Annotated in this window: 13 protein-coding genes; 9 read left to right on the forward strand and 4 right to left on the reverse strand. The window is 64.3% G+C overall.

Annotation, left to right across the window (positions count from 1 at the left end; all coding sequences use genetic code 11):
* Window positions 1-97: 97 nt before the first annotated feature.
* From VRS74_RS02335 to VRS74_RS02350, 4 genes are all read left to right on the forward strand, one after another.
* Window positions 98-547, forward strand: coding sequence for a MaoC family dehydratase (locus VRS74_RS02335; RefSeq protein WP_354143632.1), 450 nt, complete (start codon window positions 98-100; stop codon window positions 545-547).
* Between the two features lie 57 nt (window positions 548-604).
* Window positions 605-1,786: an acetyl-CoA C-acyltransferase gene (locus VRS74_RS02340; RefSeq protein WP_354143633.1), complete on the forward strand. Its 1,182-nt coding sequence runs from the start codon at window positions 605-607 to the stop codon at window positions 1,784-1,786.
* A 1-nt stretch (window position 1,787) separates the two neighbouring features.
* Entirely contained in the window at window positions 1,788-2,369 is a 582-nt protein-coding gene (locus tag VRS74_RS02345) for a carboxymuconolactone decarboxylase family protein (RefSeq protein WP_354143634.1), read from the forward strand.
* A 98-nt stretch (window positions 2,370-2,467) separates the two neighbouring features.
* Window positions 2,468-2,842 carry a hypothetical protein gene (locus VRS74_RS02350; protein ID WP_354143635.1) on the forward strand — a complete coding sequence of 125 codons (375 nt, stop codon included), beginning with the start codon at window positions 2,468-2,470 and terminating at the stop codon, window positions 2,840-2,842.
* 30 nt (window positions 2,843-2,872) lie between these two features.
* Here VRS74_RS02350 and VRS74_RS02355 read toward each other — a convergent pair whose 3' ends face one another.
* The gene (locus VRS74_RS02355; protein WP_354143636.1) at window positions 2,873-4,132 is read right to left on the reverse strand and encodes a polyhydroxyalkanoate depolymerase; all 1,260 of its coding nucleotides are present in this window, start codon (window positions 4,130-4,132) and stop codon (window positions 2,873-2,875) included.
* 175 nt (window positions 4,133-4,307) lie between these two features.
* On the opposite strand from VRS74_RS02355, the gene VRS74_RS02360 reads away from it, so the two are divergent.
* The 4 genes from VRS74_RS02360 (at window position 4,308) to VRS74_RS02375 (ending at window position 9,697) form a co-directional block, all read left to right on the forward strand.
* Window positions 4,308-6,152 carry an ABC transporter transmembrane domain-containing protein gene (locus tag VRS74_RS02360; RefSeq protein WP_354143881.1) on the forward strand — a complete coding sequence of 615 codons (1,845 nt, stop codon included), beginning with the start codon at window positions 4,308-4,310 and terminating at the stop codon, window positions 6,150-6,152.
* A gap of 143 nt (window positions 6,153-6,295) precedes the next feature.
* The gene (locus VRS74_RS02365; RefSeq protein WP_354143637.1) at window positions 6,296-8,428 is read left to right on the forward strand and encodes a M13 family metallopeptidase; all 2,133 of its coding nucleotides are present in this window, start codon (window positions 6,296-6,298) and stop codon (window positions 8,426-8,428) included.
* Window positions 8,429-8,543: 115 nt separating this feature from the next.
* Window positions 8,544-9,356: an undecaprenyl-diphosphate phosphatase gene (locus VRS74_RS02370; protein ID WP_354143638.1), complete on the forward strand. Its 813-nt coding sequence runs from the start codon at window positions 8,544-8,546 to the stop codon at window positions 9,354-9,356.
* 107 nt (window positions 9,357-9,463) lie between these two features.
* Entirely contained in the window at window positions 9,464-9,697 is a 234-nt protein-coding gene (locus VRS74_RS02375; protein WP_354143639.1) for a hypothetical protein, read from the forward strand.
* 22 nt (window positions 9,698-9,719) lie between these two features.
* On the opposite strand, the gene phhA is transcribed toward VRS74_RS02375, so the two are convergent.
* Complete coding sequence (gene phhA / locus VRS74_RS02380) at window positions 9,720-10,661, reverse strand: phenylalanine 4-monooxygenase (protein WP_354143640.1); 942 nt, start codon at window positions 10,659-10,661, stop codon at window positions 9,720-9,722.
* A gap of 34 nt (window positions 10,662-10,695) precedes the next feature.
* On the opposite strand from phhA, the gene ppk2 reads away from it, so the two are divergent.
* Complete coding sequence (ppk2, locus tag VRS74_RS02385) at window positions 10,696-11,523, forward strand: polyphosphate kinase 2 (protein ID WP_354143641.1); 828 nt, start codon at window positions 10,696-10,698, stop codon at window positions 11,521-11,523.
* On the opposite strand, the gene VRS74_RS02390 is transcribed toward ppk2, so the two are convergent.
* Both VRS74_RS02390 and VRS74_RS02395 read right to left on the reverse strand, forming a co-directional pair.
* Complete coding sequence (locus tag VRS74_RS02390; RefSeq protein WP_354143642.1) at window positions 11,520-12,371, reverse strand: HTD2 family dehydratase; 852 nt, start codon at window positions 12,369-12,371, stop codon at window positions 11,520-11,522. The two genes, ppk2 and VRS74_RS02390, sit on opposite strands and share 4 nt — an antisense overlap.
* Window positions 12,372-12,373: 2 nt before the next feature.
* Window positions 12,374-13,603, reverse strand: coding sequence for an acetyl-CoA C-acetyltransferase (locus tag VRS74_RS02395; protein WP_354143643.1), 1,230 nt, complete (start codon window positions 13,601-13,603; stop codon window positions 12,374-12,376).
* Window position 13,604: the final 1 nt, after the last annotated feature.

Consider the following 13,604-nt stretch of genomic DNA (forward strand, 5'->3'; position numbering starts at 1 on the left):
GGTTGACGTTTACGGAAACCTCGTTGCCATACGCGCCGCGATGCGCCATGAAGCCGGGCGACACGGCGAGAGTCGCCAGAGCGAAGAGGAGAGGCGCATGACCCCGCAAGAAATCGCAGCCAAGACCGGAGAGCACATCGGCACCAGCGAATGGGTGGAGATGAGCCAGGAACGCATCAACCTGTTTGCCGAGGCGACCGGCGACCACCAGTTCATCCATATCGACGAGGAAAAGGCGAAGCTGACGCCCTTCGGCGGCACCATCGCGCACGGCTTCCTTACGCTCTCGATGATCCCCTACCTGTCCGCCAATTCGAACCTGCCCAAGGTCGAAGGCGTGAAGATGGGCGTCAACTACGGCGGCAACAAGACGCGGTTCATCTCTCCCGTCCGCAGCGGCAAGCGCATCCGCGGCCACTGGAAGCTGCTCGAACTGGTCGAGAAGCGCCCCGGCCAGTGGCAGCAGACGCACGAGATCACGATCGAGATCGAGGGTGAGGACAAGCCCGCCCTGATCACCGAATGGATCATGCAGTTCTTCGTCTGATTTCCCTCCTCCTCCCCGGTGAGGATCGGACATTCTTAGCAATCCAAGGAATTACCCATGCGTGACGCAGTCATCGTCTCCACCGCCCGTACTCCGCTGACCAAGGCGGCGCGCGGCGCATTCAACAACACCACCGGCGCGACGTTGGGTGCCATGTCGATCAAGGCTGCGGTCGAGCGCGCCGGGATCGAGGGCGGCGAAGTCGATGACGTGGTCATGGGCTGCGCTGTCCAGCAGGGTTCGACCGGCGGCAATGTGGCTCGCCTCGCGGCGCTGCGTGCAGGCCTGCCTGTGTCGGTTCCCGGCATGACCATCGACCGCCAGTGCTCGTCGGGCCTGATGAGCATCGCCACTGCGGCGAAGCAGGTCGTCATCGACAATATGGACATCTGCGTTGCGGGCGGGCTCGAAAGCATTTCGAAGGTGGTCGGCAGCGGCAAGATGTTCGTCGAGCCCGATCGCCAGCTGCTCGAAATGCATCCGCACATCTACATGCCGATGATCGGCACCGCCGAAGTCGTCGCCAAGCGCTACAACATCAGCCGCGAATACCAGGACGAATATTCGCTCCAGTCGCAGCAGCGCACCGCCGCTGCACAGGCTGCAGGCAAGTTCGATGACGAGATCGTCGCCTGCACCGCTACCATGGCAATCGTCGACAAGGAGACCAAGGAAGTCTCGTTCAAGGAAGTCACTGCAGATCGCGACGATTGCAACCGCCCCGACACCACGCTCGAAGGGCTCGCTGGCCTCAAGCCGGTGATGGGTGAAGGCCACTGCATCACTGCGGGCAATGCCAGCCAGCTGAGCGACGGTTCGTCCTCCTGCGTGGTGATGGAAGCCAAGGTGGCCGAAAAGCGCGGGCTGCAGCCGCTTGGCCGCTATGTCGGCATGGCGGTCGCCGGCACCGAGCCTGACGAAATGGGCATCGGCCCGGTCTTCGCGATCCCCAAGCTGCTCGAACGCTTCAACCTCAAGATGGACGACATCGGCCTGTGGGAGCTGAACGAAGCATTCGCGGTGCAGGTGCTCTATTGCCGCGACAAGCTCGGCATTCCCGACGAGCTGCTCAACGTCAATGGCGGGTCGATCTCGATCGGCCACCCCTTCGGCATGACCGGCGCACGTTGCGCGGGCCACGCGCTGATCGAAGGCAAGCGCCGCGGCGTGAAATATGCCGTCGTGACCATGTGCATCGGCGGCGGCCAGGGCGCTGCCGGACTGTTCGAGGTATTTTGACGTGAGGCTTTCTGCCCCTCGCATCGAGCCGGTCGACATGGAACGGCTCGACGAGGAGCAGGCGGCCGTGCTGGCGCCCTTCGCCAACCCCGACAACAAGGTCGGGGGCGGCCGGGTGCTCAACATCTTCCGTACGCTTGCCCATGCGCCCAAGGCGCTCGAGGGGTTCCTCGCCTGGGGCAATTACATCCTGTCGCGCCGCAACAGCCTTGGCCCGCGCGAGCGCGAGCTGGTGATCCTGCGCACCGGCTGGAATTGCCGCTCAGGCTATGAATTCGCGCAGCACACGCGCATCGGCAAGGATTGCGGCCTGACCGCGGAGGAGATCGAGCGGATCAAGCAAGGTCCGGATGCGCCCGGCTGGACCCCGCTCGAAGCCGCCATGCTGCGCGCCAGCGACGAGCTGGTGTCGAACCATCACGTGTCGGATGAAACCTGGGCCGCGCTGGGCGAACTGGGCGACCGGGGCCGGATGGACCTCGTCTTCACTGTCGGGCAGTACACCCAGGTCTCGATGCTGCTGAACAGCTTCGGCGTCCAGCTCGAAGACGGCGACATGGCCGATCCTGACCTGCGCGCCTGACGGCAGGCGCTGGTCGCAGGCTGACACTCGGGGGAGAGTGCCCTTTGTCCGTTGATCCGCGTTCGCACTGGGTTTGGCTCGGTATACTCTTGGTCGGGGTGAGTGCGATCGACTATTGGGATCATGTCAGCAGGCCGGGCGAACCCTTCGCTCAACACCCGATCGCATGGCTCGGCTTCACCGCCGCCTCCACGTTGACAGTCTTTGCTGCAGCGCTTGGCGCGGCTCGTTTGCTCGCCAAGTCAGTCTTGCCGCAATTGGCGTGCGATGTGGCCGGGATCGCTTTCGCCGTCGGATTGCACGTGCTTGTGTCCGGACCCTTATGGGCGAAGATATTCTGGCCGGGAGCGGCCATGGAGTTCGACCAGCCTCTCGTGCCCATTGCCTTCGCTTGCGCGATCTATCTTGCATTCCGCGCGCTGCATGTTTGTGCGCTCAAGGCGACAGACATTATCAGGAGGCGGCAGGCTTAGCGCCCTGAGCGGTTCGGGCGCCAGCAGATGTCAGGCGACCGCCTTCAGCTTCGCCTTCCCATGCTTGGAGATGAATTCCTCGACCACCGGGGCGATAGTCTGGCGCCACTTGCTGCCGTTGAAAATGCCGTAATGCCCGGCGCCTTCGGCCATGTAATAGCGCTTCTTCTTGCCTGGGAGGCCGGTGGCGAGGTCTAGCGCGGCCTTTGTCTGGCCCAGCCCCGAAATGTCGTCGCGCTCGCCTTCGATCGCGAGCAGCGCGGTGTCGGTGATCTTCGTCAGGTCGACGATCTCGCCCTTGTGGCGGAACTCGCCATTGGGGATCGAGTGCTTCTGGAACACTTCCTCCACCGTCTGGAGATAGAATTCGGCGGTCATGTCGCACACCGCACGATATTCGTCGTAGAAATCCTTGGTCGCCTTCGCGCTGTCCTCGTCACCCACGGTGAGGTGCTTGAACATCTCGTAATGGCTCATCATGTGGTTGCCGAGGTTCATGCTCATGAAGCTCGCCAATTGCATGAAGCCCGGATAGACTTTGCGGCCCGCACCCCGATAGTTCATCGGCACGTCAGCGATGACCGAGTGGCGGAACCATTCGATCGGGCGTTCCATCGCCATATTGTTCACTGAAGTCGGCGAACAGCGCGTATCGATCGGCCCACCCATCATGGTCAGCGTCCTGGGGGTTGCCGGATCCTTGTGCAGGTTCATCAGCGCGGTCGCGGCAAAGGCCGGGACCGACGGCTGGCACACCGCCATCATATGGGGCCGTTCGCCCTGGCCTTCGACACGGATCTGTTCGAGAAATGCGATGAGGTAGTCGATGTAATCATCGAGGTCGAACGTGCCTTCATGCAAAGGCACCAGCTTCGCATCGGCCCAATCGGTGATGTACACGATGCAGCTTTGCAGCATGCGCTCGACCGTTCCGCGCAGCAGGGTGGCATAGTGCCCGCTCATCGGCGCCACGATCAGCAGGCGCGGCGAAGATACGGGAAGGCCGGTGTGGCGGAATCGCTTGAGGTCGCCGAACGGACGGTTGACGACTGTCGCCTCTTCGACCGGATGGCGTACGCCGTCGAGGTCGATATGCTGGATCCCGAAAGCCGGCTTGCCATAGGCCGCGGTTGCGTGAGCAAACACATCGAGTGCCGATGCGGCCATGGGGCCAATGCCGAAATAGGACAGTGGATTGGCAGGGCTGGTCAGCATCTCGGCGCTGATCGACGCAACGGCGCTGGCGCTGTTGAGCCAGGATTTCTGCAACTCGTATGCGTGGTAAAGCAAGGCGTTCCCCTGTTGATTGTCCTGCCTGCGCCTCTTGGCGGGCGCTTGGGCCGCACTTCTTGGACCCATCCCGGCGATTGTGCAATGCACAATTATTCGGTTCGCCGCGATTGCGCGGCCCGGTGCGGATTTTGCACGTGAAATTTGGGTGCAGGATGTCTACCTGTCACGCGCAATGGACGGGCAGGACGATACGGAACAGGCGGAAACCCGCCCAAATGACGCATTCAGCGGCGAGGGGAATGGCGCGGCCGATCCGCCCAAGGCGCGCACGCTGGGCCCGCTCAAGATGGTGTTCACCGCTGCGGCGCAATATCCCGCTCAGATCGCGCTGGCGCTCGTCGCATTGCTGATCACCGCCGGGGCGACGCTGGCGATCCCGTGGCGTTTCAAGGTGATCATCGACGAGGCCTTTGGCGGCACCGCCGGCCCGCAGGAAATCGGCCATGCCTTCCAGTATCTGCTGATGATCGTGCTGGTGCTGGGCATCGGCACGGCGCTGCGCTTCTATTTCGTCAGCTGGATTGGCGAACGCGTGGTCGCGGACATCCGCAGCCGGGTGCAGCAGAACCTGCTGCGGCTGGCGCCGGGCTTCTACGAAGAAAACAGCCCGAAAGAGATTTCGAGCCGGATGACCAGCGACACTGCGGTGATCGAACAGGTGGTGGGCACCACCGTCTCGATCGCGCTGCGCAACACGCTCACGGCGATCGGCGGCACCATGCTGCTGCTCTATCTCGCGCCCACGCTCACTATCGGCCTGCTGCTGGGCATCCCGCTGGTGATCGCGCCTATCGTGTTCTTCGGACGCCGCATCCGCTCGGTCTCGCGCTCGAGCCAGGACCGCGTCGCCGATGTCGGCGCGATGGTCACCGAAGTGCTTTCTGCGATGAAGGTGGTGCAGGCTTTCGGCCAGGAAAACCGCGAAGGGCAGCGGTTCGGCGATGCGGTGGAACGCACCTTCGCCACCGCGCGCCAGCGCATCCTGCTGCGTGCGGTGATGACTTCGATCGTGATCCTGCTGATCTTCGGCGGGATCACCATGGTGATGTGGCGCGGCGCAATTGCAGTGTCCGAAGGCGCGATTTCGGGCGGCACGATTGCGGCTTTCGTGATCACGGGCGGACTCGTGGCGGGATCCTTTGGCGCGTTGACCGAAGTCTATGGCGACTTGCTGCGCGGTGCCGGTGCGGCAAGCCGACTCAGCGAGCTGCTCAATTCGCGGCCCACGATCGCTCCGCCCGCGCGGCCCGAGAAGCTGCCCGAGCCGCCGCGCGGCAGCCTGTCGTTCCGCAATGTCACCTTCCGCTATCCCACGCGGCCCGAAGCCGCCGCGCTGAAGGATTTCACGCTCGAAGTCGAACCGGGCGAGACGGTCGCCATCGTCGGTCCTTCGGGCGCGGGCAAATCGACCATCTTCCAACTGGCCGAGCGTTTCTATGATCCGCAGGCGGGCACGATCCGGCTCGACGGGGTGCCGCTGACCAAAGCCGATCCCGCCGATATCCGCGCGCGGATGGCCTTAGTGCCGCAGGACGGCGTGCTGTTCAGCGCCAATGCGCGCGACAATTTGCGCTACGGCAAATGGGATGCGAGCGACGAGGAGATCTGGGAAGCGGCGCGCGCAGCCAATGCCGAAAGCTTCCTACGCGACCTTCCGCAAGGGCTCGACACCTATCTCGGCGAAAGCGGCACCCGCCTTTCGGGCGGCCAGCAGCAACGCATCGCGATCGCCCGCGCCTTGCTGCGCGATGCGCCGATCCTGCTGCTCGACGAAGCGACCAGCGCGCTCGATGCCGAAAGCGAGCAATTGGTGCAGCAGGCGCTCGACGAACTGATGCGCAACCGCACCACGCTGGTGATCGCGCACCGGCTGGCAACCGTGCGCGCGGCGGACCGGATCGTGGTGCTCGATGACGGAAGGATCGTCGAGCAGGGCACGCATGACGCGCTGGCCGCAGCGGGCGGGCTCTATGCGCGGCTGGCGCGGCTGCAATTCGCGGCCAGTGAAGCCGCGTAAGGCCCCGTTCCACAGGCGAATAATCGACCAACTGCAAATTTGCCCGACCAATGACAGCGCGGGAAATTTCCGCGCGCTAAGGCGTTGTGCGGGAATCGGCGCCGGGGCGCCGTATTTCACGGATTTCTTGGGGACGCATTCACATGATCAAGACCTTGCTTGCTGCAAGCGCCAGCGCGATGGCGCTGGCCCTCGCCACTCCTGCCTTTGCCGATGACAATTCCGGGGCCGCCACCGAAACCGCGCCCAGCGCGCCGGTGATGACCTATGGCACCTGGGGCTTCGACCCCGCGACGATCGATCACTCGGTCAAGCCGGGCGATGACTTCTTCGCTTTCGTCAATGGCAAGTGGGTCGCCGAAAACGAAATTCCGGCCGACAAGTCGCGCTATGGCGCTTTCGACGCGTTGGGTGAGGACGCGCGCGTCAATGTGAAGAAGGTGATCGACGAATTGCTCGCCGGCACCCACGCGCCCGGCTCGGACGGGCAGCGCATCGTCGATGCCTATAATGCCTTCCTCGATGTCGAAGCGATCGACGCTTCGGGCCTGGCTCCCGCGCAACCATATCTCGCCAGGATCTATGGCGCTGCCTCGCTCGAAGAACTGACAGTGATGTTCGCCGATCCGGCCTTCTCCAGCATGGTTGGCGCAGGCGTCACGGTCGATTCGAAGGCGCCCGACACGCACGCCGTTTCGCTCGGCTTCGACGGCATGGGCCTGCCCACGCGTGATTACTATTTGGTCGACAGCGAGCAGAACCTGGCCATCCGCAAGGCCTATAAGGACTATCTCGCCGTGCTGCTGGGCCATGCGGGCTATGCCGATCCGGTCGCGGCAGCCGAAACGGTCTATGCCTTCGAAACAGAAGTGGCGAAGATCGAATGGTCGCGCGTGGCGCGCCGCAACCGCGACCTCACCTATAACCGCCTGACGCCCGAGGAACTCGCCGCGATGGCCGGAGATTTCCCGATCCAGACGCTGCTCGACGCATCGGGGCTGGGTGGGCAGGAATTCTATCTCGCGGCGCAGATCGCGCCGAGCGAGGAAGAAGCCGCCGAACTGAAGCTGAGCGCGGAAATCCGCGAAGGGATCGGCGAAGGCCTGCCGGGCATGATGAAGCTGCTTGCCCGCACCGACCTCGCCACGATCAAGGCCTATATGGCCAAGAGCTTCCTGTCATCGAACGCCGCAGTGCTTTCGAGCGAGCTCGACGAAGCCAATTTCGGTTTCTACGGCAAAGTGCTGAGCGGGCGGCAGGAGCAGGAACCGCGCTGGAAGCGCGCGGTCGATGTGGTCGAAGGCCAGCTGGGCGAATTGCTCGGCAAGGAATACGCCGCGCGCTATTTCCCCGCCGAAAGCAAGGCCGCAATGCAGGAACTGGTCGGCAACCTCCGGCTCGCGATGGCCGAAGGGATCGCGCAGAACAACTGGATGACCGACGCGACCAAGCAGGCCGCACTGGGCAAGCTCGAGGCGTTCAACACCAAGATCGGCTATCCCGACAGTTTCGAAACCTATGAAGGGCTCGAAATGTCGAACGATCCGCTCGCCAACCGCATGGCGGCGCGGGCATGGGGGCGTGCAGACAACCTTGCGAAGCTCGGCCAGCCGGTCGACAAGAGCGACTGGTTCATGCTGCCGCAGACGGTCAACGCCTATTACTCGCCGAACTATAACGAGATCGTGTTCCCCGCCGCGATCCTGCAGCGCCCGTTTTTCTCGATCAGCAACGATCCGGCGATCAACTACGGCGCGATCGGCGGCGTGATCGGGCACGAAATCGGCCACGGTTTCGACGACCAGGGCTCGAAATATGACGGCACCGGTACGCTGCGCAACTGGTGGGAAGAGCAGGATCGGGCGGCGTTCGACGCCAAGGGCGATGCGCTGGCAGCGCAATACAGCGCATTCTGCCCCTATGACGAAGGCAAGACCTGTTCGAACGGGCGCCTGACGCTGGGCGAGAACATCGGCGACGTCGGCGGCCTGTCGATGGCCTACCGCGCCTATCGCATGTCGCTGAACGGCCAGGAGGCTCCGGTGATCGACGGGCTGACCGGCGACCAGCGCTTCTTCCTTGCCTGGGCGCAGGTGTGGCGCGCGATGGGCCGCGAGGAAGACAACCGGCGGCGGCTGGGCCTTGGCCCGCACTCGCTGCCCGAATTCCGCGTCAACGGCCCGGTCCGTAACCACGACGCCTGGTACAAGGCGTTCAACGTGACCGAAGGCGATGCGCTCTACCTGCCGCCCGAAGAGCGCGTGCGGATCTGGTAAGCGGCTCTTCCGGCTGGCGAAACGGGGCCTCGGCATGCTGCCGGGGCCCTTTTTGCATGTACCGGTTGCGTATTGGGTTTGACTTCACGGCGCGCTGCGCCATGACGCGAAGCTCATGAGCATCACTCTCACCGCGATCCTGCTCGGCATCCTCGAAGGGTTGACCGAATTCCTGCCGGTCTCTTCGACCGGGCACCTCATCCTTGCCACCGAATTGTTCGGTTATGACGCCGCGCAATGGGCGCAGTTCAACATCGTGATCCAGCTCGGCGCGATCATGGCGGTGGTGGTCAGCTATTTCCGCACCTTCTGGGCGATGGGCATGGGCCTGCTGAAGTGGGACCCGACTTCGGTCCGCTTCGTGCGCAACATCCTCGTCGCCTTCATGCCCGCCGCGATCATCGGGCTGGCGGTTAAGGACACGATCGACATGATGCTCGAAAGCCCCACTGTGGTGGCCTGGGCGCTGGTGATCGGCGGGATCGCGATGCTGGGGCTGGAGAAGACCATCCGCCCGGGCGAGGACAGCGGGGTCGCTGCAGTGCCGCTGAGCAAGGCGGTCGGGATCGGTTTCATGCAATGCCTGGCGATGATTCCCGGCACCAGCCGTTCGGGCGCGACGATCCTGGGTGCGCTGGCGATGGGCGTGGGCCGCAAGACCGCCGCCGAATTCAGCTTCTTCCTCGCGGTGCCGACCATGCTCGGCGCGGCGACGGTGAAGATCCTGGCCGAGCCGGAAAAGCTGCTTTCGGGCGGCGGGCTGATCGGCTGGGGCCATATCGCGATCGGATTCGTATCCGCATTCATCGTCGCGCTGGTCGTGATCCGTGCCTTTGTTGCCTATGTCAGCCGCTATGGTTTTGCGCCCTTCGCATGGTACCGCATCCTGCTGGGCGGCGCGGCGCTGGCATGGCTGGCGATGCGATGAATGGGGGCAGGCAGGAACCAATCGGCTCGCTGCCTGTTTTTCCAAGCAAACGCGGGCGTGGTGCCCGTGCCAGAGACTAGGGCCTTATGTCGGTTATCTGCCTTATCTTGATTGGAGCGCTGATCGGCTGGCTGGCCGCGATCGTCACCCGCGTGGAAGACGTTCCGGGCATCCGCCGCGACCTTTTTCTGGGCGTTGCCGGGGCGCTTGCAGCAGGGCTGCTTGCCAACAAGGGAGTGATGCTGGGCGGGCTCAGCTGGCTCGCGCTCGCCGCAGGGATATTCGGCGGCGTGCTGGTTCCGGCTGCCTACAAGATGATCGAGAAGCGCCGCTCGGCCTAAGCCGGGCCACCGTTCCTGCCAATCAGACCGGTTTCGCCCCGCTGCCGCGCCCACCGCGCAGCAGGTATTCCTGCGTGCCGCGATGGATCACATTGTCGACATCGATCACTGCCGTATTGGCATAGGTGAAGGCCGGCGGCAGCGAGCGATAGAGCCGGTCGAAATCGCGCTCGACCGTCTGGCGGTAGAGATCTTCGAAGCTCTCGATCACGAAATAGGTCGGCTGCAGGTCGCTGATCACGTAATCGGTGCGCATCACCCGGTCGACATTGAGCATGATGCGGTTGGGGCTTTCCGCCTCGACCGAGAACACCGCTTCGGTCGGGCCCGACAATATGCCCGCGCCATAGGCACGGATATCGTCCGGCGCTTCCTCGATCAGCCCGAATTCCACCGTGTACCAATAGAGCGCGCCCAATGCCTTCAAGTGGTTGTAGCGCATCGCCTTCCACCCGGCGCGGCCATATTCCTGCATGTAGTCGGCGAAGACCGGATCGGTCAGCATCGGCACATGGCCGAACACGTCGTGGAAGACGTCAGGTTCCTGGATGTAGTCGAAAGTCTCGCGCGTGCGGATGAAATTGCCCGCGGGGAAACGGCGATTGGCCAAGTGCCAGAAGAACACGTGATCGGGGATCAGCATCGGCACGGGCACCACGCTCCAGCCGGTCAGCGCGCCCAGTTCCTCGCTCAGCTTGCCGAATTCGGGCACTCCGCCGCGCCCGAGGTCGAGCTTCTCCAGCCCTTCCATGAAAGCGGTGGCGGCGCGACCGGGCAGCACCTGCATCTGCCGCGCGAACAGATCGTCCCACACCTGATGGTCTTCAGACGTATAGTCGGTCTGCGCGGGCTCCAGCCAGTCAGCCCCCACATGCGCAGGCTTTTTGAGCGGCGCAGTAAAGACATCCGCCGGCAATTCGGGCAGGATCGAAAAGTCCTGCTTGGGTTCTGCGATCGTAGCCATAGTTACAATTGCAACTATATCACGGCAGGATGCGATGTGCAAACGCCCGATGGGTTCGGGATTGGGGGTGTGGGTGGAGACGATCAAGCGCAAGCAGTATGAAGACCTGCTCGAACCGCTCGAGGAAGAGCTGGTCGCGATGGCGCGCTGGGCCAAGGCCACTGGCGCGCGGATCGTGGTGCTGTTCGAAGGGCGCGACACCGCGGGCAAGGGCGGGGCGATCCGCGCGGTGAGCGAGCCGCTCAATCCGCGCCAGTGCCGGATCGTCGCGCTGTCCAAGCCGACCGAGGTGGAAGCGAGCCAATGGTATTTCCAGCGCTATGTCCCGCACCTGCCCAGCGCGGGCGAAATCGTGCTGTTCGACCGCAGCTGGTACAATCGCGCTGGCGTCGAACGGGTGATGGGCTTTGCCTCGGAGGCGCAGGTTGCGGGTTTTCTCGAGCATGCGCCGAAATTCGAACGGCAGCTGGTCGATGACGGCATCCTGCTGTTCAAATACTGGCTCGCAGCCGACCAGGCTGAACAGGAAGCGCGGCTGAAAGAACGGCTCGACGATCCGCTCAAGCGCTGGAAACTCTCGCCGATCGATCTGGCCGCGCGCGAGAAATACCAGGCATATACCGATGCGCGCGAAGCGATGCTGGCGGCGACCCACACCGAATGGGCGCCGTGGACGCTGGTCGATTTCAACGACCAGAAACGCGGGCGGCTGACGCTGATCCGCGACCTGCTCGACCGGTTACCCGATACGCATATCGAACCCGCGCCGCTCGATTTCCCGCCGCTGGGGCATGCGCCGCTGGAAGAGGCCTATGGCGTGCTGAAGCCGATCGCGGATTATCCGGTGCCGGACCCGGACTAGGCGGTGGCGTTCGCTCTAACGCACTGCCTACCGTCAGTTGCGAAGGTCCCGAACTCATAGCCTTCGTCGGTCTTGCGCATCGCGAGGTGCAGCGGCTCGTCGGCGATCGCCGGGCTCACCGCGCGGAAGGCGAAGGTCCCGATCGCGTGCTCGCCCAGTTCGCGTGCCGCCATCTGCAGCAGCAGGCTCGCCATCAGCGGGCCGTGGACCACCAGCCCGCGATAGCGCTCCACGTCGCGCGCATAGGGCAAATCGTAATGGATGCGGTGCGTGTTGAAGGTCAGCGCCGAATAGCGGAACAGCAGCCGCGGATCGGGCGTGATCATGCGATGTGCATCCCAGCCCGAAGGGTCGAATTGCCCTTCATCTGCCGGGGGTGGGCTAAGCGGCGCATCGGCGGGCATGGCGTCGCGATAAACCAGCGTCTGCTTCTCGCGGATCGCAACTGCGCCGTCGGCGCTGGTGATATGCTCAACCTCGACGAAGCCGAGCTTGCCGCTCGAACCATCCTTCTCCGCGATCGACGCGATGCGGCTGGTGCGCTCTATCGCGGCGCCGACCCGGATGGGCGCGACGAAAGCGATGTCGCTCGCCGCCCACATGCGGCGCGGAAGCGGGATCGGCGGGAAGAAGCTCGCCGGGCTGCTGTCGCGGGCAGGGTGCCCGTCTTCGCCCAGCGCAGCCTGCGGCGCTTCGGGCGTGCACAGGCACAAATGGATGCCCTGCGGCATGATGCCATCGGCCGGGGTTGACAGGTCGAATGTCGCGCACCAGCGCCGCGCCAGTGCGGGGTCGAGCGTGTCGGACTGGACCAGCTCGCGCCCCAGCCAGGCGTCCCACTCGCCCATCGTTACGCCGCGCGCTCGAAGATCGCGGCAATGCCCTGTCCGCCGCCGATACACATGGTCTCAAGGCCATAGCGCACCCCGCGCCGGTGCATTTCATGCGCCATGTCGGCAAGGATGCGCCCGCCGGTCGCGCCGATCGGGTGGCCGAGCGAAATCCCCGAGCCGTTGACGTTGAGCATGTCCATGCGGCTGTCGTCGTCCGACCATCCCCAGCCCTTGAGCACCGCCAGCACCTGCGGGGCGAAGGCTTCGTTGAGTTCGACCAGGCCGATATCGTCCCAGCCCATGCCGGTACGCGCGAACAGTCGCTCGACTGCCGGAACCGGGCCGATCCCCATGCGGCTCGGGTCGCAGCCCGCCGGTGCCCAGCCGTGGAACCACAGCATGGGTTCGAGCCCGAGCTCCTCAAGCTTGTCTTCGGCCACGACCAGGCAGGCCGCCGCCGCATCGTTCTGCTGGCTGGCGTTGCCTGCGGTTACGATGGCTTCAGGATCGCGCTTGAGGTCGATCGCGCGCAGGCTGCCGAGCGATTCCATGCTCGCATCCGCGCGGTAGCCTTCGTCATGGTCGAACATCACCGGGCCGCCCTTGCGCTGCGGGATTTCGACCGGGACGAGCTGCTCGGCAAATTTGCCCTCCTGCCATGCCGCCGCTGCATTGCGGTGGCTGCGCACGGCATAGGCGTCCGCGGCTTCGCGGCTGATGCCGTAGTCCTTGGCGAGGTTTTCGGCAGTCTCGATCATGCCGGTGATCACGCCGAAACGCTCGATCGGCTGGCTCATCAGCCGCCCGCGTGTCAGGCGGTCGTGCAGAACCATGTCGCCCATGCGAACCCCGCCGCGCAGGTCGGTGGTGTAATGTTCGACATTCGACATGCTCTCGCAGCCGCCCGCGACCACGACATCGGCCATGCCGGTTTCGACCATCATTGCGGCGGTCGCCACCGCCTGCACGCCCGAGCCGCAGCGCCGGTCGAGCTGGAAGCCGGGCACTTCGAGCGGCAGGCCCGCGGCGAGCCAGCTCCAGTGGCCGATCGCGGGTGCTTCGCCACTGCCATAGCCCTGGCTGAAAACGACATCGTCGACCCGCGCGGGATCGATCCCGCTGCGCTCGATCAGGGCCTTGAGGATCACGGCGCCCAATTGCCCGGCGTTAAGCGGGGCGAGCGACCCTTGGAACCTGCCGACCGGAGTGCGGAGCGGCGATACGATGGCGGCGCGTCGTTTGCTCATT

Source organism: Altererythrobacter litoralis, from assembly GCF_036324225.1.
GTDB classification, from domain to species: domain Bacteria; phylum Pseudomonadota; class Alphaproteobacteria; order Sphingomonadales; family Sphingomonadaceae; genus Erythrobacter; species Erythrobacter litoralis_A.

Coding starts and splice junctions, on each gene's coding strand:
- VRS74_RS02335 (WP_354143632.1), top strand. CDS start 98: ATGACCCCGCAAGAAATCGCAGCCAAGACCGGAGAGCACATCGGCACC.
- VRS74_RS02340 (WP_354143633.1), top strand. CDS start 605: ATGCGTGACGCAGTCATCGTCTCCACCGCCCGTACTCCGCTGACCAAG.
- VRS74_RS02360 (WP_354143881.1), top strand. CDS start 4,308: ATGGACGGGCAGGACGATACGGAACAGGCGGAAACCCGCCCAAATGAC.
- VRS74_RS02365 (WP_354143637.1), top strand. CDS start 6,296: ATGATCAAGACCTTGCTTGCTGCAAGCGCCAGCGCGATGGCGCTGGCC.
- VRS74_RS02370 (WP_354143638.1), top strand. CDS start 8,544: ATGAGCATCACTCTCACCGCGATCCTGCTCGGCATCCTCGAAGGGTTG.
- phhA (WP_354143640.1), bottom strand. CDS start 10,661: ATGGCTACGATCGCAGAACCCAAGCAGGACTTTTCGATCCTGCCCGAA.
- ppk2 (WP_354143641.1), top strand. CDS start 10,696: ATGTGCAAACGCCCGATGGGTTCGGGATTGGGGGTGTGGGTGGAGACG.
- VRS74_RS02390 (WP_354143642.1), bottom strand. CDS start 12,371: ATGGGCGAGTGGGACGCCTGGCTGGGGCGCGAGCTGGTCCAGTCCGAC.
- VRS74_RS02395 (WP_354143643.1), bottom strand. CDS start 13,603: ATGAGCAAACGACGCGCCGCCATCGTATCGCCGCTCCGCACTCCGGTC.